This window comes from Azospirillum sp. SYSU D00513, from assembly GCF_017356015.1.
GTDB lineage: Bacteria > Pseudomonadota > Alphaproteobacteria > Azospirillales > Azospirillaceae > Azospirillum.
Genome location: NZ_JAFIQV010000017.1, coordinates 15,363 through 38,604 on the forward strand (window position 1 = coordinate 15,363; position 23,242 = coordinate 38,604).

Annotated in this window: 21 protein-coding genes and 1 pseudogene; 12 read left to right on the forward strand and 10 right to left on the reverse strand. The window is 62.9% G+C overall.

From position 1 onward, the window contains the following. The first annotated feature begins 121 nt into the window (after nucleotides 1-121). From JUB11_RS14215 to JUB11_RS14230, 4 genes are all read left to right on the forward strand, one after another. A complete protein-coding gene (locus tag JUB11_RS14215; RefSeq protein ID WP_247887055.1) occupies nucleotides 122-964 on the forward strand; it encodes a metallophosphoesterase family protein in 843 nt (280 codons plus the stop codon). Nucleotides 965-1,202: 238 nt separating this feature from the next. Continuing rightward, nucleotides 1,203-2,525 carry an outer membrane beta-barrel protein gene (locus JUB11_RS14220; protein ID WP_207459215.1) on the forward strand — a complete coding sequence of 441 codons (1,323 nt, stop codon included), beginning with the start codon at nucleotides 1,203-1,205 and terminating at the stop codon, nucleotides 2,523-2,525. A 23-nt stretch (nucleotides 2,526-2,548) separates the two neighbouring features. Further along, a complete protein-coding gene (locus tag JUB11_RS14225; RefSeq protein WP_207459216.1) occupies nucleotides 2,549-4,798 on the forward strand; it encodes a Wzz/FepE/Etk N-terminal domain-containing protein in 2,250 nt (749 codons plus the stop codon). Further along, the gene (locus JUB11_RS14230) at nucleotides 4,767-5,504 is read left to right on the forward strand and encodes a hypothetical protein (protein WP_207459217.1); all 738 of its coding nucleotides are present in this window, start codon (nucleotides 4,767-4,769) and stop codon (nucleotides 5,502-5,504) included. Before JUB11_RS14225 ends, JUB11_RS14230 begins: the two co-directional genes overlap by 32 nt. A gap of 93 nt (nucleotides 5,505-5,597) precedes the next feature. On the opposite strand, the gene JUB11_RS14235 is transcribed toward JUB11_RS14230, so the two are convergent. Together JUB11_RS14235 and JUB11_RS14240 are read right to left on the reverse strand one after the other, a co-directional pair. Further along, on the reverse strand, nucleotides 5,598-6,572 hold the full coding sequence (locus tag JUB11_RS14235) for an NAD-dependent epimerase/dehydratase family protein (RefSeq protein WP_207459218.1): 975 nt from the start codon (nucleotides 6,570-6,572) through the stop codon (nucleotides 5,598-5,600). A 242-nt stretch (nucleotides 6,573-6,814) separates the two neighbouring features. Next, a pseudogene (locus tag JUB11_RS14240) lies at nucleotides 6,815-7,522 on the reverse strand (IS1 family transposase); the annotation flags it as partial. 337 nt (nucleotides 7,523-7,859) lie between these two features. Between JUB11_RS14240 and JUB11_RS14245 the strand changes: the two are divergent. Genes JUB11_RS14245 through JUB11_RS14265 form a run of 5 tightly spaced genes read left to right on the forward strand, consistent with a single transcriptional unit; the run spans nucleotide 7,860 to nucleotide 13,892 of the window. Next, nucleotides 7,860-9,128, forward strand: coding sequence for an oligosaccharide flippase family protein (locus tag JUB11_RS14245; RefSeq protein ID WP_207459220.1), 1,269 nt, complete (start codon nucleotides 7,860-7,862; stop codon nucleotides 9,126-9,128). A gap of 45 nt (nucleotides 9,129-9,173) precedes the next feature. Further along, on the forward strand, nucleotides 9,174-10,322 hold the full coding sequence (locus JUB11_RS14250; protein ID WP_207459221.1) for a glycosyltransferase family 4 protein: 1,149 nt from the start codon (nucleotides 9,174-9,176) through the stop codon (nucleotides 10,320-10,322). Then, complete coding sequence (locus JUB11_RS14255) at nucleotides 10,322-11,590, forward strand: O-antigen ligase family protein (protein WP_207459222.1); 1,269 nt, start codon at nucleotides 10,322-10,324, stop codon at nucleotides 11,588-11,590. The genes JUB11_RS14250 and JUB11_RS14255 overlap by 1 nt, the downstream gene beginning before the upstream one ends. Nucleotides 11,591-11,628: 38 nt before the next feature. After that, on the forward strand, nucleotides 11,629-12,699 hold the full coding sequence (locus JUB11_RS14260; protein ID WP_282189079.1) for a glycosyltransferase: 1,071 nt from the start codon (nucleotides 11,629-11,631) through the stop codon (nucleotides 12,697-12,699). Beyond that, complete coding sequence (locus JUB11_RS14265) at nucleotides 12,696-13,892, forward strand: glycosyltransferase family 4 protein (protein WP_207459224.1); 1,197 nt, start codon at nucleotides 12,696-12,698, stop codon at nucleotides 13,890-13,892. The genes JUB11_RS14260 and JUB11_RS14265 overlap by 4 nt, the downstream gene beginning before the upstream one ends. Before the next feature lie 27 nt (nucleotides 13,893-13,919). On the opposite strand, the gene JUB11_RS14270 is transcribed toward JUB11_RS14265, so the two are convergent. Next, nucleotides 13,920-15,152: a nucleotidyltransferase family protein gene (locus tag JUB11_RS14270; RefSeq protein WP_207459225.1), complete on the reverse strand. Its 1,233-nt coding sequence runs from the start codon at nucleotides 15,150-15,152 to the stop codon at nucleotides 13,920-13,922. A gap of 374 nt (nucleotides 15,153-15,526) precedes the next feature. Between JUB11_RS14270 and JUB11_RS14275 the strand changes: the two genes are divergently transcribed. Next, on the forward strand, nucleotides 15,527-17,278 hold the full coding sequence (locus JUB11_RS14275; RefSeq protein ID WP_207459226.1) for an ABC transporter ATP-binding protein: 1,752 nt from the start codon (nucleotides 15,527-15,529) through the stop codon (nucleotides 17,276-17,278). 7 nt (nucleotides 17,279-17,285) lie between these two features. Here the strand turns inward: JUB11_RS14275 and JUB11_RS14280 are convergent, their stop codons facing one another. After that, entirely contained in the window at nucleotides 17,286-18,038 is a 753-nt protein-coding gene (locus JUB11_RS14280; protein WP_247887056.1) for a hypothetical protein, read from the reverse strand. 329 nt (nucleotides 18,039-18,367) lie between these two features. On the opposite strand from JUB11_RS14280, the gene JUB11_RS14285 reads away from it, so the two are divergent. Next, nucleotides 18,368-18,670: a hypothetical protein gene (locus tag JUB11_RS14285; RefSeq protein WP_207459227.1), complete on the forward strand. Its 303-nt coding sequence runs from the start codon at nucleotides 18,368-18,370 to the stop codon at nucleotides 18,668-18,670. A gap of 19 nt (nucleotides 18,671-18,689) precedes the next feature. Here JUB11_RS14285 and JUB11_RS14290 read toward each other — a convergent pair whose 3' ends face one another. The 4 genes from JUB11_RS14290 to JUB11_RS14305 all read right to left on the reverse strand — a co-directional run bounded on the left by JUB11_RS14290 (nucleotide 18,690) and on the right by JUB11_RS14305 (nucleotide 21,044). Continuing rightward, nucleotides 18,690-19,208, reverse strand: coding sequence for a GNAT family N-acetyltransferase (locus JUB11_RS14290; RefSeq protein WP_207459228.1), 519 nt, complete (start codon nucleotides 19,206-19,208; stop codon nucleotides 18,690-18,692). Nucleotides 19,209-19,270: 62 nt separating this feature from the next. Beyond that, nucleotides 19,271-19,831 carry a tail fiber protein gene (locus tag JUB11_RS14295; RefSeq protein ID WP_207459229.1) on the reverse strand — a complete coding sequence of 187 codons (561 nt, stop codon included), beginning with the start codon at nucleotides 19,829-19,831 and terminating at the stop codon, nucleotides 19,271-19,273. Nucleotides 19,832-19,853: 22 nt separating this feature from the next. Further along, nucleotides 19,854-20,408 carry a tail fiber protein gene (locus tag JUB11_RS14300; RefSeq protein ID WP_207459230.1) on the reverse strand — a complete coding sequence of 185 codons (555 nt, stop codon included), beginning with the start codon at nucleotides 20,406-20,408 and terminating at the stop codon, nucleotides 19,854-19,856. Between the two features lie 84 nt (nucleotides 20,409-20,492). Further along, on the reverse strand, nucleotides 20,493-21,044 hold the full coding sequence (locus JUB11_RS14305) for a tail fiber protein (RefSeq protein WP_348771430.1): 552 nt from the start codon (nucleotides 21,042-21,044) through the stop codon (nucleotides 20,493-20,495). Nucleotides 21,045-21,513: 469 nt separating this feature from the next. Between JUB11_RS14305 and JUB11_RS14310 the strand changes: the two genes are divergently transcribed. Further along, a protein-coding gene (locus tag JUB11_RS14310; protein WP_207459231.1) for an IS630 family transposase occupies nucleotides 21,514-22,469 on the forward strand; the annotation gives its coding sequence in 2 pieces (ribosomal slippage) (nucleotides 21,514-21,862 and nucleotides 21,862-22,469; 957 coding nt in all). A gap of 12 nt (nucleotides 22,470-22,481) precedes the next feature. On the opposite strand, the gene JUB11_RS14315 is transcribed toward JUB11_RS14310, so the two are convergent. Together JUB11_RS14315 and JUB11_RS14320 are read right to left on the reverse strand one after the other, a co-directional pair. Continuing rightward, nucleotides 22,482-22,958: a lasso peptide biosynthesis B2 protein gene (locus JUB11_RS14315; RefSeq protein ID WP_207459232.1), complete on the reverse strand. Its 477-nt coding sequence runs from the start codon at nucleotides 22,956-22,958 to the stop codon at nucleotides 22,482-22,484. An 8-nt stretch (nucleotides 22,959-22,966) separates the two neighbouring features. After that, nucleotides 22,967-23,236: a PqqD family peptide modification chaperone gene (locus JUB11_RS14320; RefSeq protein ID WP_207459233.1), complete on the reverse strand. Its 270-nt coding sequence runs from the start codon at nucleotides 23,234-23,236 to the stop codon at nucleotides 22,967-22,969. Nucleotides 23,237-23,242: the final 6 nt, after the last annotated feature.

Here is a 23,242-nt window from a genome sequence, read left to right on the forward strand (position 1 = left end):
TGGGCCAGGACGGGCCGGAACCCGCCGGGAAGGATTCAGCCGCCCGATAAATCGCCATTGCTTTTCGGATAGAGGCCAGCCTATTGCAAAAGTCATTAAAGGGACATGGACCGCGCCCCGCATGGTCCGCTGCAACGGCGAACGCTCACGCATGATATGGTCCTTCCTCCACAGGGTTCTCGGCACCTCCCCTGGCCAGCCGGCCAGGGACGTTCCGCCCCCATCGGCACCCGAGGGGCTGTGCGTCTACGCCGTCGGTGACATCCATGGGGAACGCCGCTGCCTGGAGCGGCTGCTCGCTGCCATCGCGGTTGATGCGGAGCGTCTCCGAACCGAGGAGGGCTTGCAGCCGCTCCTCGTCTTCCTCGGCGACTATGTCGACCGTGGGCCTGACAGCCGCGGCGTCATTGAGCGCCTGCAGGCCATTGCGGCGGATGCCTCCAAGGGGACCGGTCCCGCCTGCCGGTTCCTGCTGGGCAATCACGAAGCCGCCATGCTGGATTTTTTGCGCGATCCGCCCTCCTCCGCGGAATGGCTGGCCTTCGGAGGCATTGAGGCGCTGGCGAGCTATGGCGTGCGGGCGTCCGCCGGCACCGCCGATCCGGCGCGCTGCCGCGCGTTGCGCGACGCCTTGGAAGAGCGCATGCCCGTTGCCCACCGCCAGTTCCTGGAGTCCCTCGAGACCATGGTGACCCTTGGCGACTACACGTTCGTGCATGCCGGCGTGCGTCCCGGCGTGGCGCTGGATCGCCAGAAGATCGAGGATCTCCTTTGGATCCGCGAGCCATTCCTGTCGTCGCATCGCTGGCACGGAAAGGTGGTGGTCCATGGCCACACGGTGATGGACCAGCCGCAGATCCTGCCCAACCGGATTGGCCTGGACACCGGCGCCTATGCAACGGGCCTGCTGACCGCCGTGGCGCTGCACGGCGGCAGCCGGCGGATCATTCAAGCGCGGGGCTGAGACGCGCGTGCCGCGCGCCTGAGGTTGCGAAAACACAGCAGACGGGAAAAACCCTCTCAGGTCTCTATCTTGTTATTGGTCGGTCATGCGCACGAGTGGTACAACGAAGGAGAGCCCAACTAGCCGAACGTCGTAAATGCCCAAACATCGATCCTCTGCGCTTGGCGGTGACCGGATTCAGGCCGCTGCCTCGCCGATTGTTTCGCCCCTGCCCCAGCCTGCCCCGCGGCACCGGCATATGGCTGCTGGCGCAGTGGCGATGCTGGCGGCGGGCCTTTTGGCCGTTGCCGCACCTGCCGCCGCACAGACGCAGGGCGGCACGCAACCGCAGCAGGATCCGCGGCGTCAGGGCTCTGGAGCCAAGGTAACGACGGAGACCGATCCGGAAGACCGTACGTCCCGTACCGACGCCGAACGGGTCCACGACAGCTATCAGCCGCGCGGCGTGGATCTCGGCTCGTTCCTCGTCCTGCCCAGGCTGGAAATCGATGGGCAGTACAACAGCAATCTTTTCGCCACGGAACGCGACGAACGGGGCGACTTCCTGTCGGTGATCCGGCCGGAGCTGCGGCTGCGCTCGCGTTTCCGGGAACACGCGATAAACCTGTCTCTGCTGGCGGAGCAGTACCTGCACCGCCGCTACAGCCAGGACAACCGGACCGAACTCCAGTTGGAGGCCGACGGGCGCTACGACATCTCGCGGGAAACGCAGGCGAATTATTTCGGCCAGCTGTTCTCCCGCCATGAGGACCGGGGCAGCCCGGACGACATCCAGGGCGAGGAGCCGACGCCAACGCAGGGCATGGTGAACCGTGGCGGCCTCAAGCACCAGTTCGGCCGTTATACCGTGCAGGGGGAGGTCGGGCTCGACCGCCGGACTTTCGGCGAGGTCGACACTGCGCTCGGCACCTCGATTTCCAACAGCGACCGCGACCGCTGGGAGATGCTGGGACGGCTCCGCGGCAGCTACGAGATTTTCCCCGGCTACGCGGCCGTGACCGAGGTGTCGGCCAACACACGGCGTTATGACGACTCCTCCGACCGCAACGGCTTCAACCGCGACAGCCATGGCTACCGCGTCGAAACGGGTATCGGGGTGGACCTCAGCCAGCTCGTGCGGGGCGATTTCCTGGTCGGCTACTTCTCGCAGGACTACCAAGACAACCGGTTCTCCGATCCGAGCGGCGTGTCGATGCGGGCCACCTTCAACTGGACGCCGTCGACGCTGACGATCGTCGTTCCCTCGCTCGAGCGGTCGGTCAACGAGACCACGCGGCGCGGCGTGTCGTCCATGGTGCGCAACTCCGCGAGCCTGACGATCCGCCACGAACTCGAGCGCAACATCGTGCTGACCGGTTTCGGGAGCGTGTCCTACGACCAGTTCGAGGGCGTGGACGATATGAACGCCTGGACCTACGAGGCGCGCGCACGCGCCATCTACGCCTTCACCCCGGAAATCTATACCGGCGGTGAAATCGGCTACCGCGACAAACGGTCGGAAAGGGCTGGGGACAGCTACCAGCAGACCGTCTTCATGTTGCGGCTGGGCCTCCAGTACTGACGCAGCAACATTAGGCGTTACACATGTCTTTCCTGGCCACGATCGACCACGACCCGCTCGCCCCGCCGGCGGCGCGGGCGCCCTTCGACTTCCGCCAGAGCGCCCGCTGGGCGTGGCGTCTGGTCTGGCGCAGCAAGCACCTGATCCTTGCCTGCATGGCGCTGGTCATGGTGCCGACCGTCCTGATTCTGCAGCAGACGACTCCCCGCTACACCGCCACCGCCCAGATCGTGATCGAGGCGCCGGAAACCAACGACGTGCTGTCCGAACGCGCGGTCATGATGAGCCGCCAGCGGCTCACGGAAGCCGTGGTGCAGACGGAAGCGGAACTCATCGGCTCCGCGATGTTGGCCAGGCGCGTGGTGGAGAAGCTCCGTCTTGACCAGGATCCGGAGTTCAACGCCAAGCTTCGCGAGCCCAAGCCCCTTGCGGCCTTTCTCGCGAAGCTGAACCCGATGTCCTGGATTCCCGCGTCCTGGACGGCGCGCAAGGATGACCGCGAAGGGTTGGGCCCCACAGCGCGCGAGGACATCGAGCGTGCCGCCATCGTCCGCGGCTTCTCGTCCCGCCTCGCCGTGAAACCGCAGCGCCGCTCCTACATCATCTCCGTTCAGTTCGTGTCCGAGGACCGCGAAAAGGCCGCGCTGATCGCCAACACCGTCGCCGAGTTGTACATGGTCGACCGGCTCGAAGCGAGTTTCGAGGAAGCGCGGCGGGTCAGCGGCTGGCTTGGCGAACGGCTCGAAACCCTGCGCCGCGACGTGGTGGCTGCCGAGAACGCCGTCGAGCAGTTCCGCTCCGAACATGGGTTGCGGCGCCAGAGCGAGCGTCAGGCCACGATCAACGACCAGCAGCTTTCCGAGATCAATTCGCGCCTCGTCCTGGCACGGACGGATCTGTCGCAGAAGCAGGCGCGCCTGGACCAGGTGCGCGTGCTGCTGCGCACGCGGGGCAGTGTCGATACCTCGTCCGACGTTCTGGACTCGGTGCTGATCCAGCGCCTGCGCGAGCAGGAAGCGCTGAAGTCCCGCGAAATGTCGGAAGCGCTGAAGACCTACGGCGAGCGGCATCCGCGGATGCTCGGCATGCGGGCCGACCTGAATGACCTGCGCGGGAAGATCGCGAACGAAATCGAGAAGATCGGGTCTTCCGTATCCAACGACGTGGAAGTCGCCGCGGCCGGCGTCGCGGCGCTTGAGCGCGAACTCAACGGGCTGCGCCGCCAGACCAATGTGGCCGGCGCGGCCGAGGTGCGGCTGCGTGAACTGGAGCGTCAATCGGAAGCGACGAAGAGCCTGTACGAGGCCTTCCTCGCCCGCTTCAAGCGCGAGGCGGAACAGGAACACATGCAGCGCGCCAACGCCCGCATCGTGTCGCCGGCCGACATCCCGGTAGGCCCCTCCTCCCCGGCATCGCGTTCCATCCTGGGTGTCGCGCTGCTGTTCTCCCTGCTGGGCGGCATCGCCCTGGTCTTCATCATCGACCGGCTGGACAACGCCGTGCGCTCCTCGGACGATGCCGAGGAACTGACCGGCCTGCCGACGCTGGCCCTGATCCCGTTCGAGGGCGGCCGCCGCGACCGGCCGGCACTGGAGGTGCTGGAACGTCCCCGTTCGGCCCTGGCCGACGGTGTGCGCAGCCTGCGCACCGCCCTTCATATGGGTGAGGACAAATCGGCGCGTGTGATCCTCATAACCTCCTCGGTTCCCAAGGAGGGCAAAAGCTTCGTGTCGCTGTGCCTGTCCATGCTCTTCTCCAGGGTGGACGACCGCGTTCTGCTCATCGACGGTGACATTCACCGGCCGCGCCTGCACACGGCCCTGGGCGTCGAGGGCGACCGCGGGTTTGTCGAGCTGCTCGCCGGCGACTGCAAGGCCGAGGAGGTCATCCAGCGTGGCATCGGAGGTGCGCTGGACTTCCTGCCGGCCGGCCGTTACCGCAAGGACATCGAAGTGATCCAGGAAGCACCGGTCGAGGCTCTGCTCGCCGAGCTTCTGAAGAGCTATGACCGCATCATCATCGACTCGCCGCCGGTGCTGGCGGTGGCCGACACCCGTACCCTGGCCCGCCTGGCCGACCGGGTGGTCTACCTGGTACGCTGGAACGCCACCCCGCGCGACGCCGTGCGCAACGGAATGAAGCTGTTGCGTGGAGCTGGCGTCAACCTGTTCGGCGTGGTGCTGTCGCAGGTGAACCAGCGCAAGCATGCCCGCTATGGATATGGCGACTATGGACAGTATTATGGCCGCTACCGCGAATATTACGGTGAGTGACGCGGCGGAGAGCCGGTCCTCCACCCGGCGCGCGTCGCACACCGCGCCGGCGGTCTTGGGCGGGCTGGCCGGCTGCCTTCTCCTTGCTCTCGGGCTGCCGGGGCTGGTGGCGGGAGTTTCGACGTTGGACGCTCGCGCGGTCGCGTGGAATGTCCACAACGGAGTGCCTCGACCAACCTCCGAACTCCTGGCGGCGGCTGAAGCAGTGGCCCTTGGCAACCGCTGGACGCGCGACAGCGAATTGGACGGGGACCGGGGCCTGCTGCTGCTTCGCGCCGCCGAGGCGGCCGAATCGGACGCCGAACGGAAGAAACTCCTCGCCGCCGCCGCCGAAGCGACTGCCTCCGCGTTGAGCAACGCACCCGGCCAGCCGAGTGCCTGGCTGCGTCTAGCCCATATCCGTCATGGGCAGGGTGAATTCGCCGGCGCCGCGTCAGCCCTGCGCATGTCGATGCTTTCCGGTTCCTTTGTTCCAGCCCTGATGGCCACGCGCATCGAAATGGGATTGCAGCTGCTCCCGATGCTGGATCGCGAGACCTTGGAGCTGCTGCATCGTCAGATCCGCCAGTGGTGGGTGGTCGAACCGGAGCGGGTGGCTAAGCTCGCGGCGCGCCCAGAGGCGACTGCCATCGTGCGCGCTGCCCTGGACAGCCTGACTGAAGCTGACATGGCCCGGTTCCAGCGTCTGCACGGAAACCGGTCGTAACCGTTGCATCGACGCAAATGACAGCGCTTTTCCAAGGCTTCCAACACAATGAAACTGTATGTCCGGGGCGCTGTCGCAGCGCCCCGGAGCGTTTCAACAATCCACCGAGCGACCACGGACCTGTTCCGTGATCCAGGCATACGTCTGCTCCAACCCGACGCGCAGTGCCTGGCTTGGCGCCCAGCCGAGGCGTTGGCGGATGAGCGTGTTGTCCGATCTGCGGCCACGCACGCCAAGCGGCCCAGGCACGTGCCGCTTGCGCAGTTGCTTCCCGGCGATCGAGGAAACAATATCGACCAACTGATTGATGCTGACCATCTCTTCGGAACCAATGTTCACCGGACCGGTGAAGTCGGATCGAATCAAGCGCAGCGTCGCCTCAAGGCACTCATCAACGAAGAGAAATGAGCGGGTCTGGGTACCATCGCCCCAAATCTCGATCTCGCCTCCGTCTTCGGCCATGGCAACCTTCCGGCATATGGCCGCTGGCGATTTCTCACGGCCGTCATTCCAGGAGCCTTCCGGCCCAAAAACATTGTGGTAGCGCGCTATACGCGACTCGATACCATGATTGCGGTGGTAGGCTAAAAAGAGCCGTTCGCTGAAGAGCTTTTCCCAACCATATTCGCTGTCGGGATGAGCCGGGTAGGCGCTGTCCTCGCGGCAGTTCGGATTGTCAGGATCGGTTTGGTTCTCCTGCGGATAAATGCAGGCCGAAGATGAGTAGAAGATGCGCTTGATGTTGCGTTTCACACAGGCATCAAGGACGTTCAGGTTGACCATTGCCGAATTGTGCATGATTTCGGCATCATGTTCGCCGGTGAAGATATAACCAGCACCGCCCATGTCTGCAGCAAGCTGGTAGACCTCATCGAAACGACGATCGACGATATGGCGTACGAGCGCCGGATCACGCAAGTCACCGAGCACAAAGTCGTCAGCAGGTGTGGGAGCATAGCGAGGGTACTTAAGATCCACGCCGCGCACCCAGTTGCCTTCAGCTTTCAGTCGCTTTACCAAATGGCTCCCGATGAAACCCCCAGCGCCGAGGACAAGAATCTGTTTCACTGCTGGTCCTTTCCAATAAACAATTCTGTCTTAGATTACAACACTTCTGCCTCTTTATGGACAGTTCTTTATGCCGATCCGTTGACCTCGACATGACCCATACTTCCCGCTCCCGAAGCCCTTCTTGCCGCTCACGGCAGCTTAGAAATCACATTTTAAGCTTATGAAGGTAAAGTTTTCGCTACCAAGGCGCAGTAAGCGACCTATCAAAAAATGAGGGTGTCACGCAGTAATGATGAGTTTTAGGTGACTGCCGCGGGTCGAATGGCAAAGCTGGGAAGGCGGTGCACCTCGGGGCGGGCCTCCTCATTGACGTGGAGATTGGCGAACAGCGCCATTCGGCGGTTCACCATGTCCATGCTCCTGGAGATGATGATCGACTTGCGGCGGCAGGCCCCCACCCAATGGCGCTGGCGTCCGTTGTCGCGTTCCAAGGCGACGCTCTGGTCCTTGCCCTGATAGTGCCGCCCGACCGGCAGGACCGTGTCGTAGACGGCAAACTGGTCGGTGCAGAACAGCCGCGCGTTCCAGCGTTGCAGGCGCTCGTACAGACGCCGGAAGGTCGCTTCGTCACGGTTGCCGCATTCCCAATCGATCAGCCGCCCGCCATCGCGTTCATACGCCTTCCAGATCCAGAGTTTGTGCGCCTTGCAGCCGAGATAATGCCACATCTCGTCGATCTCGATGAGGCTGACGGGCCGCGGCGTCGGCTTGGGGCAGTGCCGGTCCACGTACCGGCAGATCCAGCGCAGCACCGACTGCGCGGTCGTGCCCAGAAGCTTGCCGACATAACGGAGCGACAGCCCATGACCGTAAAGCGTCACCGCCGCCTGCTTCGTCGTCTCCGGCACACCGCAATCCGGCCTACGGGTGAACTGATAGCCGCACTTCCGGCACAGCCAACGCTGCTTGCCACGGGCGTGGCCCGATTTCACCACCCGCACGCTACGGCAGCGCGGGCACCAATTCTGTTCTCCCTAACCGGCCATCCATCGTTGCTGAAACCGGGTATATGGGATCCATCGTTACAACGTGACACCCTCCTCTCCAGGGTGCAGACGTTCATGCACACATCCGACCCATGATCGGCATAGGGCGCCTCATCGGCATATCCCCCATCAACCCATCTCACGCGCGCTCGTTGGACAGCCCATTCTCGCTGCCTGACCATACCCGCAAGCATTTAAGCGGAGTCGATTGAGACCTCAGATCTTCATCGGATTTTTACTGAGATGGGTGTATCGGTTTCCGTCTACGACGGAAATTGTCGGGGGGAGGCTAGCCCATATGCTAACATGGGTGCGCATGCGTTTTGGAAAATCTTTCGTCCGCAACGTTTCAGCGTTTTCGGTAACGCATGCCGCAAACGTGCTGCTGCCGCTTGCCCTTATCCCCTACTTAGCTAGAGTACTTGGCCCTGAGAGCCTTGGCATTGTGATACTCGCGCAATCCTTAGGCTTTTACATCTCCCGCGTGGTTGAATTTGGATTTGATATTACGGCTACGCGTGAGGTGGCTAGGCACCGAAACGATCCACAATCCATGGCACGGATTGTTGGTGCCGTCCTAGGGGCAAAGCTCGTGCTTTTGACTGTCGTTGTTTTCGCTGTCAGTGCCATGACGTCCGCCTTTCCGTTCCTTCAAGAAAACAAGGCGGTTTTTTGGTCGGGCCTTCTGTGGGGTCTCGGCAACGCCCTTAGTATGTCATGGTTTTTTCAAGGCATCGAACGGCTCAATGCAGTGGTCATCGCCGATCTGATCTGCAAAACTGCCGCAACGGTTGGAACCATTCTGCTCGTTGGCTCCCCTGACGAGGGCTGGCGTTATCTCGCACTGCAGGGGGCGGCCGCGATGGCATATTCCTTTATCGGACTCAGGCTTGCTTGCAACTTAACAAAACCGAAGCTACCTAGCGCGCCTCTGGTTTTTGACACGCTCGCCCGTAGCCTGGATATGTTAATCTTCCGCATTTCAGAAGGCCTTTACACAATCGGCACGCCATTCCTTCTAAGCTTAGCTGTTCCTGCACAGGTAGTCGGATTTTTTGCAGGTGCCGACCGGATCGCGAGGGCGGCTGCGCGCCTTATCGGACCTCTCGGAGGAGCAATGTACCCACATCTCAGCCACCTTGTACATAACGCGCGCCACGAGGCCGCTTCGGTTGCACGGATAACGTTCTACTTTTTTCTATCGGTTGGTTTCACGACCAGCCTGGGCCTTTTGATCTTCGCTCCCCAAGTAACTGCCCTGCTGCTGGGTCCCGGATATGAGCGCTCACAGGTTATCTTGCGGATTCTCTCTCTGCTTCCAGTCCTTTCCGCGTGTTCGCACGCCTTAGGATATCAGTGGATGATTCCGCTCGGGATGGATAGGCTGTTCGTTGCGATAACTCTTATTTCTGGACTTGTATACGTCCTTCTTGCGATCACATTGGCTTGGGGCTTCGGGCTGGCTGAGATCGGTATGGCAATCACAGTTGTCTTGACTGAATTTTTCGTTGTCGTCGCAATGATTACAGTTTTGCGCCTACGTCATGCCGACCCATTCTCATTATAAAAAAAGTACGATCTAAACAGAATCATTATATACGGAGGAACACTCATGCGCATTGCCGTTTTTGACTACTCATTGACCGCCACAAGTCCGGCTGGATCTTGCCATTTGCTACTTCTTAAGGAGCTGTGCGACGAACATGACTTTGTAGTTTTTTCCACCAATTTCGACAATCCTCGCCCGGATCGGATTTCATTCGTTCGCATCCCACTTCCCTTGCGCCCACTGGCGGTACTTTTTGTTGCGTTTCACATAGTGGCTCCTATCATAGCCGGCGTGTACAAATGGAAAACTGGCGAAAAGTTTGATTGTATCCAAATCGTAGAGAGCAATCTCTTATTCAGCGGCGTGGTCTATGCGCATTTTTGTCATGGCGCTTTTCTTGCAGATCACTGGACGAAAGTTCGGCCGAGCGGCATACGCCGATGGGCGCGATGGTTGGATCACTGGCTGCACGCAATCCTTGAACCGTGGGTATTCGGTCGTGCCAAGGCAATCGTCGCGCCGTCACGTGGCTTGGCTGAGGAACTTGTCCGTCGGCATGAATGGACGCGTGATAAAATTCGAGTTCTCGGAAATCCGATTGATGTGGATCACTTTGGACCGCCTCCTGACCTTGACCGGCAGCATCTGCGGAGGTCCATGAAGATAAAACCGGACCAAATCCTACTTTCATTCATTGCCCTTGGGCATTTCGAACGCAAGGGCTTAGGGATTCTGATCGACGCTATCGGTAGCCTCGACAACGTCAATATAAAATTGATCGTAGTCGGAGGCACAGATTCGATGTTGGTGGAATGGCGCCGACGCGTGAAGGAGGCACATGCTGAGGATGCCGTAGAATTTGTTGGGATGCAGGACGATGTCCGTCCTTTCCTCTGGAGTGCCGATGCATTTGTCCTTCCGTCGAGCTACGAAGTCTTTCCTCTCGTCGGACTGCAAGCTGCTGCTGCGCGCGTTCCCATTATTGCAACCGCGGTCTACGGTTTGAGCGATTTGATGATCGATGGCAAGAACAGCATCATTGTAGAATCCACAAAAGACAGTGTCTCTGGTGCGTTGACGCGCTTTGCAAACACCCCTGAAAACGAGCGCAGGGAAATGGGAATAGCATTAGGTGAAGCAGTTACCCGTTATGGTGTGAAGCGCGTAGCAGAAGAGTGGCGCGTGCTTTACAAAAGATTGGAACTCAAATAATGTATTTGCTCTCGTTTTTTTTGATTGGCGGATACCTCGTTTTTGGGCGTCCATTCGCCTACCTGGGGTTTAGCCCCCTTTTTCCGGCAGAAGCTTTTCTCTTGCTGAGTATAATTCTTTTAGCTAGGAGATGGATCCCGGCAATCTTAAACCAAATAGCCGTTTTACGCCCAATTACCCTATGGCTTGGCCTTGGGTTGGTATGGGGAGGGGTCGCCGTTCTTCGTGGTGTTTCCGCTGGCTATGACCTAGAAATTGCTCTCAAAGAGTTCGCGGCTAATTACTATGTGTTGTTTTTCTTTTTTGGTGAGATTATTGGACACCAAATAGATCGGAAAAAGCTTGCAAAGTTTTATGTGGTCGCAGGCCTTTTGGCCGGCCTAAATGGAATTTTGTATGCATCATATACGTCCAGGCTTGATATTTATCTGCCTTGGGCTCCCGACGTATCGGCGTTCGATACTCCGGCAATGGTTTCCTACCTTATTGTGGGGCTGGTCGCCTTTTCTGCCCATTCTGGTATCGTGGGCGCCGTCGCAATTGCAGTAGATATCATAGCCGCCCTTGCCAACCCAGGCCGTGCTTTATGGCTGTCAATTCTGCTGGGCGGTGGTTTAGTAGTAGCGTTGCAGAGCAACACACGGACGCTGTTACGGGTAGGCAGCGGGACCATCGCGGTCGGCATCATCGTAATCACCGTAGGCGGCCTCATACCAGCCTCGGAAGGGCGAGGAGGATCGCTTGACCCGAGTTGGATCGCCGCGCAGGTCGTCGCGAGCTTCGATGCCGACAGTGCGCATGAAATGCTCGTTGATGGTGGTCAAGGCAGTCAGGCCTTGGACATCTACGCGCGACATGGAACGATCGATTGGCGTTTCGATCTTTGGACCGAAGTTCTGGATAGCCTTGAAACACCCGAACTTTGGCTGTTCGGCCATGGATACGGCCCAGAGCTTAGTGACATAGGCGCAGACGTCGAAGGGCTCAGAACACCTCACAATTTCCTTATTTACCTTCTATGTTACACTGGATTGGTTGGAGCTGCTCTATATCTGGGCCTATCGGCCTGCTTTATTCTGATGTTCCTCAGACTTCCATCGTCACCATACCGGTCTTGTCTGCTGGGGCAATTCTTGGTGGTTTGGTCGCTGGCGCTGTTTGGGAATGCGCTGGAGACGCCTTTTATTGCAGTACCGTTCTACTGCGGAATGGGACTCCTTTACGGCGCCGCTCGCATGGAGTGGACCAGGCGGGTTAAAGCGCAATGAAACGCATCCTTTTCGTAGTTCCGCATCTCCACGGATCCATGCGGCTTCTCGCAACGACCTTGCGGCACATGCGACGTGACCGTTACAGGGTTACTTTGCTTGTCCTCGAACGAGACTTATCTTTGAAGGATGAATTCCCAAAGGAAGTTGATTTCCTACTACTCGAAGGCGGCAGATCGCTCCGGTCCCGAATGACAGCTCTGATTGCGATCATCCGTGCTGGGCGTGAGCATGACCTTATCATTTCCTGGTCTGAACTCACGCCCACATACTTGGCGGCCATCGCGGCATTGATCACGCGGCGCCCAGTGATCAGTTGGATGCACATCCACATTTCGGCGATTTTCCGCTATCGATTGCGCCCCGAATGGCTACACCGCCCGGTGTTCCATGCCGTTTACCCGCATCTCAATAGCGTCGTCGGCGTCAGTCAGAGCGTATCGCGGGATCTGGCTGAAGATTTTCATCTTGAGAATGTACGCTGCATTCCGAATAGCATCGACCTCGAAGAGATCAGCCGTTTGGCACGGGATACCTCGACGACCGTAGCTGCGGTACCGTTCGCGTCCCCATTGATTGTCGCCGTGGGCGTCTTGGACTTCCAAAAGGGGTTCGACGTACTCATTGCCGCGCACGCGCGCGTGCGGGCCGCGGGTGTCTTGCATCAGTTGGTTATTGCCGGAAAGGGGAATCTTGAGGAGGACCTGCGCAGGCTCGCTGAACGAGAAGGCGTGAAGGATAGTGTTCATTTCGTCGGCTTCCTCAAGAATCCCTATCCGCTCATGGCACGGGCGACCGGCTTCGTCCTTAGTTCAAGATTGGAAGGCTTCGCCCTAGTCGTGGCGGAAGCGCTCGCGCTTGGGGTGCCGGTCATTGCGACGAACGTCGCCGGGCCTGACGAGATCTTGGACGGCGGTCGATATGGCCCCCTTGTTCCTGTGGATGATATCACCGCCATGGCCGAAGCGATGAAGCGGCTGCTGACAGACGGCGAATGGCATGCAGCGCTGGCACGAACCGCGCCGGAGGCCGCCGAACGGTACGACGTCCGCAGGATCGTGCCACGGATCGAGGCCCTTTTCGACGAGGTGCTCGGAGCGGCTGGATGAACGTGGACGCCCCGCGCCGCCTGCGTATCCTGCAGGTCCACAACCGCTATCAGAAGCACGGTGGTGAGGACAACGTATGCGAGGCCGAACGACTTCTGCTGCAGTCAAATGCATGCGACGTTGTCACCTACACCGAAACGAATGAGCGGATTGCAGGAACCGGCAGAATCTCCGCGGCTCTGAACGCAACCTGGTCGCGCGCGTCCTACGCGCGGGTTCGAAAAATCCTGCGTGAAAGCCGCTTCGACCTCGTCCACGTCCACAATTTTTTTCCGCTCGTCTCGCCTTCGGTCCATCATGCCGCACGGGCCGAAGGCGTTGCCACCGTTCAGACCTTGCACAATTACCGGCTTTTTTGTGCCGGCGCGACGATGGTCCGGGACGGCGCGGTCTGCGAGAGCTGCATCGGCCGGCACATTCCATGGCCCGCAATCCGGCACCGCTGCTACCGTGGCAGCACGGCCGGCAGCGCAGCGGTGGCGGCCATGCAGGTCGCGCACCGATGGCTGGGCTCGTGGAGCCGCACGACCAGCGCCTTCATCGCGCTCAGCGAATTTTCCCGGCGGAAATTCATTGAGTTCGGGCTTCCGGCGGAAAAGCTTCTGGTCAAGCCGAACTTCCTGACGACCACCCCTCCTGTCGGAGAGGGCCGTGGCGGATACGCCTTGTTCGTCGGGCGTCTCTCTCCCGAAAAGGGTATAGCGACCCTTCTCGACGCATGGCGCCACCTTGGCGGAAGCCTGCCGTTGCGCGTCATCGGAGAGGGCCCGGAGGCGCCGGCTGTGCGCGCAGCCCTGGCCGGCAGCCCAGGTATTTCCTGGTTGGGACAGCGGTCCTCGCAGGAGGTCGCACGGCAAATGGCTGGAGCGTCAGTCCTGCTTTTCCCAAGCGAATGGTACGAAGGCTGCCCTCTGGTGCTGCTGGAGGCCTTCGCCGCCGGCACTCCGGTCATTGCGTCGCGGATTGGATCGGCGGCGGAAATGGTGGAAGAAGGAAGGACGGGCTTGTTCTTCCAGCCCGGCAACGCTGCGGGTTTGGCAGCAAAGGTCGCATGGTGCTTTGACAATCCCCATCACTTGCTCGCCATGCGCGCGCAAGTGCGGGCTTCCTTCGAGGCCCGCTACACCGCTGAAAGAAACTGGACTCAGCTGCTGTCGGTCTATGATCGGGCAATGGCTGCCTCGCGGCAGTGACGCCGCTGAAGACTCGGCTTTCCGACCTTATTCACCTCGATTTCCCCGCCCGCCGAACAGGCTCCCACCGACGATACGGAAGACCCGCACCAGGTAATACAGCCCGTCCAGCCAGGGCGGCAGGGCGACCGCCGCCCGGTCCTTCAAGGTTGGCCGGGCGTGCATGCCCAGCACGGCGAGCCCGGCCGAAAGCCGCCGATACAAACGGAACTCCCACCAGAGATAGCGCAACCCGCCGACGCGCGCGATCGCATCGACATCATTGGCCAGACCGTCGCCGTCAATGACGGGCGGCAGCAGCGCAAGCGCGCGCCGCGCGGCCCTCATGGCCGATGGCAAGGCCAGGACCGGCGACGGCACGGGCGTCCCGAACAGCTCCTGCGCAAGATGCAGCCCCAGCGCGAGGTGCCGCTCGGTGTTGGTCCGCAAGGCGAGGTCGAGGACCGCGGTCCAGTCGATGCTCTCCCGCCGCGCCGCCGCCGCCATGTCCGCCGCCCAGAACAGCCGGCGCCACAGGTGCTTGGTGCCGTGCAGCGCGGCGAAGCACAGGGCGGTTTCCGGCGCCGGGATCCTCACCGCGCGCCCGGCGACCGTCATGGTCACCGCCGTCTCGAACGGGCGCACGACCGCCATCGGGAACAGCCGGTCATCGGCGATGAAGCGCGTGTGCAGTTCCACGCAATGGCCGGACACGGGGTGGACGAGTTCGACCTCGTTCACCGGCGCCAACCCGGCGCGTTCCGGGTCGTCGGCGGCGGTGGAACGGTAGCCCAGCCGGTTCAACAAGGCCAGCGCCGCCTCCTCCGCCTCCGGCCGGACCATCAGGTCGATGTCGCGGGACGCCCGCCCGTTCGGATCGCCATGGATCTGGATCGCGAACGGCGCTCCCTTCAGGACGAGCACCTCGATGCCCTCCCCTTCCAGCGCCCCGACGAGCCGCAGCATCTCGGCGTTGCGCGCCAGGATCTGCATCGCCGTCCGCTGCCGCAGCAGCGCCAGTGCGGCACGGATCCGCTCGGGCATCGCGACGGCCGGATCGAGCGCCGGCCCCAGGAGCGGCGCGACCCGATGATGACGGGCCATGCGCAGAAAGCGGTCCCAGTCGATGCCGCGCTCCGGAAGGGGTGGCGGCGCGCCCTGCCCCATCGCGATGATGCCGCAAAGCAGGCTTATCTCGGGCGATCCGGTCCAGCGCGCCGTCATCAGGAACCCAGGTGACGGCTCGGGACGAGCCTCGGCAAGGGTGAGGGCGACCGGCATGGGAGCATCCGAAGAAATCATGATTGCAGGTCGGATGTGAGGTCGGGCATTGAGAAGCCTATGACGAACGCGCCTCTTGCCGACGCCGGGAACCAGCCGAAGGGCACCACTTGATAGCACGGCGAATGTCATCCGGCCTTGTGGAAAAAGCTGGTCACTCGCCTTCTGGTCGGTGCGATGGTGCCCAAGATCAACAGCCTGTGACATCGGCGCGGGCTATGCCGGACGGCAGCTGCGGGCGCCACGCTCCCTTTGCTAGAAGGAACCTTTCCCACGGAAAAACCCGCGCTGTGACGTGAGCCGCACGGTGAACCCCGGACAGCCCGCCCGGCGGTCTCCCTTTCAACCCTCGCATGAGCTGAGGAACGAGCGACATGGGTGGTGATTTTCGGCGCCTGGTCCGGCGCATCCTGTCCCTCGGGCGTGGCCGGCTGTTCGCGCTGGCGCTGCTGTCGGTGGCGGCGGCGCTGGCCGAGGGTGCGGGGATCATGCTGCTGGTGCCCCTGCTGGACGTGCTGGGCGTCACCGGGTCGCGCCGCATGGTCGAGGGGCTGGGGGCGCTGCTCGGGCCGCTGGCCTCGCTGGAAGGCGCGCTGGCGCTCTATGCGCTGCTCGCCGGGGCGGCGGCGCTGGTCATCCGGACGCGCGCCATCGCCGCCACGCGGCTGCGGCTGCGCTTCGTCGACGATCTGCGGCAGGAGCTGCACGCGGCGGTCCTGGGCATGGAATGGACGGCCTTCCAGCGCCTGCGCGCCGCCGACGTCACGCATGTCATCATGGGGGAGGTCGGGCGCGCCGGTCTCGCGGTGGACACGCTGGCCAGCTTGCTCGCCGCCGGCATCACCATTCCCGTGCTGCTCGGCGTCGCCTTCGGCCTGTCGCCGGCGATGACGCTGGCGACGCTCGGCGCGGCGGCGGTCGTGGCGCTGCTGTCCCGGCCGCTCGACCGCCGCCACGCCCTGCTCGGCCGCGCCCTGGGCGAGGCTCACCGCGGCCTCAACGCCGATCTCACCGACGATCTCTCCGGCTTGCGGGTGGTCAAGAGCTTCGCCGCGGAGGACGGCCGGGCGGCCCTCTTCGCCTCGCGGCTGGGCGACCTGCGCGCGCGCCAGCTCGACCATGCGGCAACGATGGCGACCGGCGGTGCCGTGGTGCGCGCGGCGGCCGCCGTCTCGGCGGCGCTGGCCGTGGCGGTGGCGGTGCGGGGTTTCGGCATGGGGGTGGCGGACGCGCTCGTCTTCGTGCTGGCCTTCGGACGGCTGATGATGGCGGGGCTGCGGCTTCAGGAGCAGTGGCGCCGCCTTCTGAACGCCCTGCCCGGCCACGCCGCGGCGGAGACGCTGCTCGACCGCTGCCAGGCCGCCGCCGAGCCGCCCGCCAGCGCCGAAGCTCCCGCCCTTGCCCGCGAGATCCGCCTGGAGGGAGTAGCGGCGCGCCATGGCGGGGCCGAGGCGCCGGCCCTGCGCGGCATCGACGCCGTCATTCCGGCCGGCCGGACCACCGCCATCGTCGGCCCGTCCGGCGCCGGCAAATCGACGCTGGCCGACCTGCTGCTCGGCCTGCTGGAGCCGGAACAAGGTCGCCTCCTCGCGGACGGCGTTCCGGTCGCCGGTGCGGACCGGACCGCTTGGCGGCGCAGTGTCGGCTATGTGCCGCAGGACGCCTTCCTCTTCCATGACACCATCCGCGCGAACCTGCTGCTCGCAGCACCCCACGCGGATGAGCCCGGGCTGTGGCGGGCGCTGGAGGACGCGGCGGTGGCGGACGTGGTGCGCAACCTGCCGCAGGGCCTGGATACGGTGGTGGGCGACCGGGGCGCGCGGCTGTCCGGCGGCGAAAGGCAGCGCGTGGCGCTGGCGCGGGCTCTCCTGCGCCGCCCGGCCCTCCTGATCCTCGACGAGGCCACCTCCGCGCTCGATGCCGGGACGGAGGAACGGGTTGCGGAAACGCTGAGGCGTCTGCGAGGGGCGGCGACGCTGATCGTCGTCGCCCACCGGCCCGGCACCGTGCGCGGCGCCGACCAGGTGCTCGTGCTGGAAGCGGGAGGGCTGGTGGCCTCCGGCGGATGGGAGGAGGTCCGGGCCAGCGCCGGCGGGCGGCTAGCCGCCCTGGGCATGGCGGGCTGATCCCGCCTCAGAAGGGCGGAACCGTGCCGGGCAGCCAGCGGCCGCGCATCCAGCGGCGGGCGGCGGCGTTCAGCTTTCCGGCATAGTCGGGATAATCGGTGCCGATCAGCGGAAGGCCGAAGGACTCGATCGTGGCGCGGATGCCGGCGTCGTCCAGGGTCCGGCCGGCGGCGACGGCGTGGCGCGCGATCTCCATCTCCTGCCCCCAGAAGTAGATTTCCTTCGCCTGGACGTTCGCCTGCATGCGGCGCACCTCCTCCACCCGGCCGTCGGAGACCAGGGGCAGCCAGATGTCGGGCATCAGCAGGTCCACGGGCTCGCGCGGTGTCCACTCATAGGCGTTGCCCCGCTCCACCCGGATCTTGGCGCGGGCCTGCTCCGGCAACTGCGAGAAGACGTCCAGCTCCCGGTGCAGCGCCAGCACGTCCTCGTCCAGCTCCACGACGGTGACGGCGGTGACCTCGTCGCGCAGCGCGCTGACGCAGGCCGCCCAGCCCATGCCCATGCCGAAGATCACGACATGGCCGTGCGCCAGCCGCACGCCGATCTCCTGGCTTTCCAGTTCCATCGGCGTCATCGACATCCAGGTCGCGCCCCGCCGGACGAGGCCGACCATGTTGACCGCGAGGACCGGGCCGGACCAGTAGCCGGGGCAGAGGACCGTGGCCGGACGGCGGAGTTCCCACTCGCCGCTGCTCATAGGCCGGTAAGCCGGGATGAACAGGTCCGTCTGGAATTGTGGAAGGTCCGGAAGCATCATCGGTTCGCTCCAGTTACAGGTCGGGGTTTCGAGTCGGGGTTCTTGAAAGGGGTGGGCGCTGCAGTCGGAATGCGCGCGTTCGCCGTGTCATCACGATTCAGGCGACCGTTCATCAAGGACAATCATGCAGAACCACCTGATGCAGGCCGATCGTGATCCCATGGTCAAAGGACGCGAACATCAAACCATCTCCAATGAAGCGACGGAGCCCTGCGGTGCGTTTTGCCCCAGCGTTTCTTGGGAGACATTGCGCAATATGCCTCTACCTGGACCACAATATTTTTGATATGCTTCTCGTCATCATACATATCGCGTCAGGATGTTGCCCGATGCTCGAGCGTTTGACCGTGAAAGATTTCGAACCCCTGGTCGGCCAGGGCTTCCGCGTCAGCTATCCCGCCCATGCCGAGACGCTGACGCTGACAGAGGCATCCCTCCTGCCTCGCCATGTGCCGCCCGAGGGCCACCGGGCCGCCTTCTCGCTGGTGTTCGAGGGGGAAAGCCGGGAGATCCACCTGAATCAGAAGATCCACCGGCTGGAGAACGACACCATGGGGCAGTTCGACCTGTTCCTGGTGCCGATCGGCCGCACGGAGGCGGGCACCTTCCGCTACGAGGCCGTGTTCACCTGACGCGGTGGAGGCTGGCCGGTCAGGCGACCGGCCATTCCAGCAGGAAATAGACATCGCCCTCCTGCACCGGCTGGAACCCCAGCCGCCGGTACAGGCGCAGCGCGGGGTTCTGCCTTTCCACATGGATGCTGACCTTGGCGGCGCCGGTGGCGCGGGCATGGTCCTGCACAGCCGCGATCAGGCCTCCGCCGAATCCCCGGTTGCGGTAGGGCGGCATGAAGGCGATGTCGATGATGCGCAGGTCGCCGCCGCTGTCCATCTGCAGATATAGGCGCCCGGCTGGCTGCCCTTCCACCTCCACGATACCCCAGGCGGCGCCGGGATAGTGCGTGTCATAATGAACGGACTGCAGGCGGAACTGGTCGTGCAGGAAGGCCAGTGCCATCTCCTGCGGCCAGCCAGCGGCCTTGACCTCCTCCCAGCGGTAGGCGACGTAGACGTCGCGCACGAACTCGGTGTCCGCCTTGCTACGGTGGCGCAGAGTGACGCCGCGTGCCGCGAGATCCGGGGGAACGGCGGGAAGATCGGTGTGGGGCATGGCACCGGAAAATGACTGGAGGAACGGGGAGCCCGGCAGCAACCGCCGCCGGGCCGACGCCGTCAGTTCCGCACCGGGAACGCGGCGCCTTCGTAGCAGATGTAGTATCCGAGCGCCAGGAAGGGCTGCCGGTTCTCGTGTGCCTGGCCCAGGCCATTGTATGGAGCGACAGTGCCAGGGGCGAGTGTCACAGTGCCGGACGCCGGTTCGGGCGCGAAAGCCGAGCTGCTCTTGTTGCCGCTCGATGACAGCAAAACCGGTCCCGATAGCCAGTTGCCCTGCGCTGCCGCCACGCGCACCGTGCCGGCAGCAACGGCACCGGTAAAGGTGTGGGTGTGCGGCGGGACTTGGTTCGTCGTCAGAGTTACGCCGGTTTCACCACCGAATGCGGCGACCTGTGGGTCGAAGGCGTCCAGCGGGTCGTCGCCAGCGGCGACCGCCACCCGTCCCTGCAGGTTCGGGATATTGAAGTGGGTCTGGTTGTCGCCGCCGTAGGTGAAACCGATCACCGCGAACAGCGCCTGATAGTTCTGCATAGGCAGGGTCCGACCGTCGCAGAGCATCCATCCCTGCGGTTGGAACCCGAACGCGAAGAGGCGGATCTCGCCGTAGAATGCATCCATGATCGCGACTCCTAATCGTCGGTTACGGCCGGTCGGGGTACAGGCCTGCGCTGGCGCAGATGATGTAGTTGATGCACAGGTACGGCATCAGGTTGTCGTGCGGCTGGCTGCCGCCTGGGGCCATCGTCACCATGTCGGTGTCCATAACCTGCATTGTCAGCGGGTTGGCGGTGGGCGGCGCGTAGCGCACCACGTTGCCGGCCGCCGTCGCCTGCACCGGCTGCGCCAAGCCGACGCCGGCGGCGACGTTCGTCAGCGTCGCCTGCGTGTTGCTGGCGTTCACCGTGTGGGTGTGAGCCGGCATGTTGACGGTCTGAATCTGGACCGTCGAGGTGCCGTCCTTCTGGCCGAGGGTGCGCGGCGTGAGGTTCGGTCCGTTGCCCTGGCCCACGGGGATGCGACCGCGCAGATCGGGCAAAGCGAAGGTGCTGACGCCGTCACCACCCCAGGCGATGCCGAGTAGCGAATAGAGTGCCTGGTACTGCTGGATGTTCAGCAGGCTGCCGTCGCAGATATGCCAGTCCGCGGGCGCGTAGTTGCCCGCGAACATACGGATTTCACCCAAATAGGGATCCATGGAAATGTCCTCATCACTGGCCACGACATCCCGTGGGGTACGGGGGCGGCGATGAATAGGGAAAGGGCGTTGCGCGGCTGGAACTCAGTTCCGCGGCGGAAAGTTGCCCGTCGTTGCGATGCAGAAGTTCACGACGGCGAACGGCTGCATGTTGTTGTGCGGCTGGTTGCCTCCGGACGAGGACAAGGTGCCGGCATTGAGTTGCGCTTGGGCGGTCCACATCGGCCCCGGCAGATAGACAGAGAAGTCTGCCGTGACGCCTGGGGCCGGAACCACGTTCGCCATCATGGCGCCTGCCGGCGCCAGAGCCGTGCCGGGATTGGGATTGGCGACGATATTGTGGGAGTGCGCCGGCACCGTGTTGATGGTCAGGGCGACCGTCTCCGCTCCGCCGACGTTGCCGCGCTGGTAGGGAGTGGTGGTGCCCGGTGTGGCGCCAATGCCCATGGGCGTACGGCCGCGCAGGTCGGGCAACGCGAAGGTGGTCTTGCCATCGCCGCCGAACACAGTGCCCAGCAACGCATAGAGCGCGGTGGACTGGGTTATCTGCAGGATCGAGCCATCGCACAGGGCCCAGTTGCGGGGTGCCCAGGGGAACGCCCACATTTTGATTTCACCGAGATAGGGATCCGACACCGTATCCTCCCGCGGCCGTCCGGCCGCTGTGTTGTCGTCGGGACTGGCGGCGACTGCCGCCAGATTACCCCGTATGGCCAGCGGTCACACGGGGTAACAAAAGTAGTATATCGAACCGCCTCACCCGAAGCAAGTTGCCGAGCGTTTACAGGCATGGCGGCATACGAAATTATAAACGTTGGAATCGCTACCAACGCGCGCATTCTTTTGTATGTATTTTCTGCCCGGCATCCCATTAGTGATGCCGGGGGGACACGCCGTGATAGCGGCGATGATAGGAGGCCCGCCGGACACATCGGCGGGGTTGTAGGGTCATAGCTTCAAACAAAAAGGAATCCTGTTGGATTTCGGGTTGCAGCGGCCCTGTCGAAGACAGCCACGCTGAGCAGGTTAGAGCATCTTGCTTGAAGTGTGAATCGGGCTTGCTCTGTGGGCTGTGGGTGTGATTCACCCTCCTTGGAGGTGGATCATGGGCCAAGGCTATTCCGCGGATCTTCGTGTCCAGATTTATGGGGACATCAAAAGTGGCAGCTCGCGTCGGGCCGCCGCGCGCAGGTTCGGCGTGAGCGCCAGCACGAGCATCCGGCTGGCGCAGCGCATGAAGGAGACCGGCTCGCTGGAGCCGGCGCGGCAAGGGCGCTCGCCCGGCGGTGGCAAGCTGGTCCCCTATGCCGAGCGCCTGATCGGCTGGGTGGAGGCGCAGGGCGACATCACCATGCCCGAACTGGCGGCCAAGCTGAAAGCCGAGTGCGGGGTCACGGTTCATCCCGCTTCGCTGTCGCGCTTCCTGCTCACGCGCGGCTTCACCGTCAAAAAACACTGCTGGCGAGCGAAGCCGGGCGCGATGACGTCGCCCAGGATCGCCGAATCTGGCGAAACAGCCGCCAGCCCCGCATGCGCCAGGAGCCGGACCGGCTGGTGTTCCTCGACGAGACCGCCACCACGACCAAGATGACCCGGCTGCGCGGGCGGGCCCGGCGCGGTCAGCGGCTCAAATCCAAGGCTCCCTTCGCCCATTGGGGCACACAGACCTTCATCGCCGCCTTGCGCAGCGACGGACCGACCGCCCCCTGGATCATCAAGGGCGCGATGAACCGAGCCCTCTTCGACAGCTATGTCGAGATCCAGCTCGCCCCGACCTTGCGGCCGGGCGACGTCGTCATCCTGGACAATCTGTCCAGCCACAAGAGCAAAAAGGCCGAGGCCATCCTCAAGGAGCGCGGCGCCTGGTTCCTCTTCCTGCTTCCCTACAGCCCCGATCTCAACCCGATCGAAATAGCCTTCGCCAAACTCAAAACTCATCTCCGACGCATCGGAGCCAGAACCATCGAGGAGCTGTGGAAGGCCGTCGGCTCCATCTGCGACCTCTATACACCCGAGGAGTGCTGGAACTATCTCAGGCACGCAGGGTATGCGGTAGATTAAAAGCTCGAAGCTCTAAGTGTCGCCTATGTACGGGGCGATAAAACAACCGACCACCGAGAACTGACCGAAGCTCGCTCCACCCGTAACGTCCACCTTGCCAGCCACAACCCAAGCATGAGCCCTCATCTCACCCGACCGGGATTCACGCATGAGGCCAAAACAGAGGGCATACGGAATTTCGTAAAAGCCGAGCAGGAGACGTGCGCTCACCGCTTGCGGAAAACAATTCGAATTCCAGGGAGTATAGCGGGCTGCCAAACGCACGGCATGGCCGACTAGCCGCGCCCGTTTTTCCTGCTGCGGGTCGAGCAGGGGGACCCAAGGGTACACTCCCGCCCTATTGCCCAGACGGGGCGCCAGAAGGCGAAAGGGAACCCCGATAATCAGCAGCTTACTGAGACCGAGGAGGATCCAGAGCGGGAGGAACCAGAGCCGGATGAAAAGCGGCTGACGCAGGAAGCTGCGCACTTTGCGCGCGAACTTCGCCACATACCCGCTCACCCGACTGTAACCACGCCGTTACGGATCATTTCTCCAATGAGAGACCGCATGTCCTTTTCGCAGGTAGCCTCGTCGACCGCGTATTCCGAACAGATAGTCTGGACAACTTCGGCAAGCGAGGTTGGCTGCCCAAGCAATTCCCACACGCGTATTCCCACGCCACCAATGCCGTAATATTCACCTCGTTCCATGCTCATCATCACGATATCGCCGTCCACATCTGTGGCCACAAAGTCGGGATTGCGAACAAGGCGAGTGGTGAGCAAAAGCGG

Coding starts and splice junctions, on each gene's coding strand:
- JUB11_RS14290 (WP_207459228.1), bottom strand. CDS start 19,208: ATGCCCCACACCGATCTTCCCGCCGTTCCCCCGGATCTCGCGGCACGC.
- JUB11_RS14260 (WP_282189079.1), top strand. CDS start 11,629: ATGCGGCTTCTCGCAACGACCTTGCGGCACATGCGACGTGACCGTTAC.
- JUB11_RS14270 (WP_207459225.1), bottom strand. CDS start 15,152: ATGCCGGTCGCCCTCACCCTTGCCGAGGCTCGTCCCGAGCCGTCACCT.
- JUB11_RS14285 (WP_207459227.1), top strand. CDS start 18,368: ATGCTCGAGCGTTTGACCGTGAAAGATTTCGAACCCCTGGTCGGCCAG.
- JUB11_RS14230 (WP_207459217.1), top strand. CDS start 4,767: ATGGCCGCTACCGCGAATATTACGGTGAGTGACGCGGCGGAGAGCCGG.
- JUB11_RS14215 (WP_247887055.1), top strand. CDS start 122: ATGGTCCGCTGCAACGGCGAACGCTCACGCATGATATGGTCCTTCCTC.
- JUB11_RS14265 (WP_207459224.1), top strand. CDS start 12,696: ATGAACGTGGACGCCCCGCGCCGCCTGCGTATCCTGCAGGTCCACAAC.
- JUB11_RS14250 (WP_207459221.1), top strand. CDS start 9,174: ATGCGCATTGCCGTTTTTGACTACTCATTGACCGCCACAAGTCCGGCT.
- JUB11_RS14295 (WP_207459229.1), bottom strand. CDS start 19,831: ATGGATGCATTCTACGGCGAGATCCGCCTCTTCGCGTTCGGGTTCCAA.
- JUB11_RS14220 (WP_207459215.1), top strand. CDS start 1,203: ATGGCTGCTGGCGCAGTGGCGATGCTGGCGGCGGGCCTTTTGGCCGTT.
- JUB11_RS14275 (WP_207459226.1), top strand. CDS start 15,527: ATGGGTGGTGATTTTCGGCGCCTGGTCCGGCGCATCCTGTCCCTCGGG.
- JUB11_RS14300 (WP_207459230.1), bottom strand. CDS start 20,408: ATGGATCCCTATTTGGGTGAAATCCGTATGTTCGCGGGCAACTACGCG.
- JUB11_RS14245 (WP_207459220.1), top strand. CDS start 7,860: ATGCTAACATGGGTGCGCATGCGTTTTGGAAAATCTTTCGTCCGCAAC.
- JUB11_RS14255 (WP_207459222.1), top strand. CDS start 10,322: ATGTATTTGCTCTCGTTTTTTTTGATTGGCGGATACCTCGTTTTTGGG.
- JUB11_RS14280 (WP_247887056.1), bottom strand. CDS start 18,038: ATGATGCTTCCGGACCTTCCACAATTCCAGACGGACCTGTTCATCCCG.
- JUB11_RS14225 (WP_207459216.1), top strand. CDS start 2,549: ATGTCTTTCCTGGCCACGATCGACCACGACCCGCTCGCCCCGCCGGCG.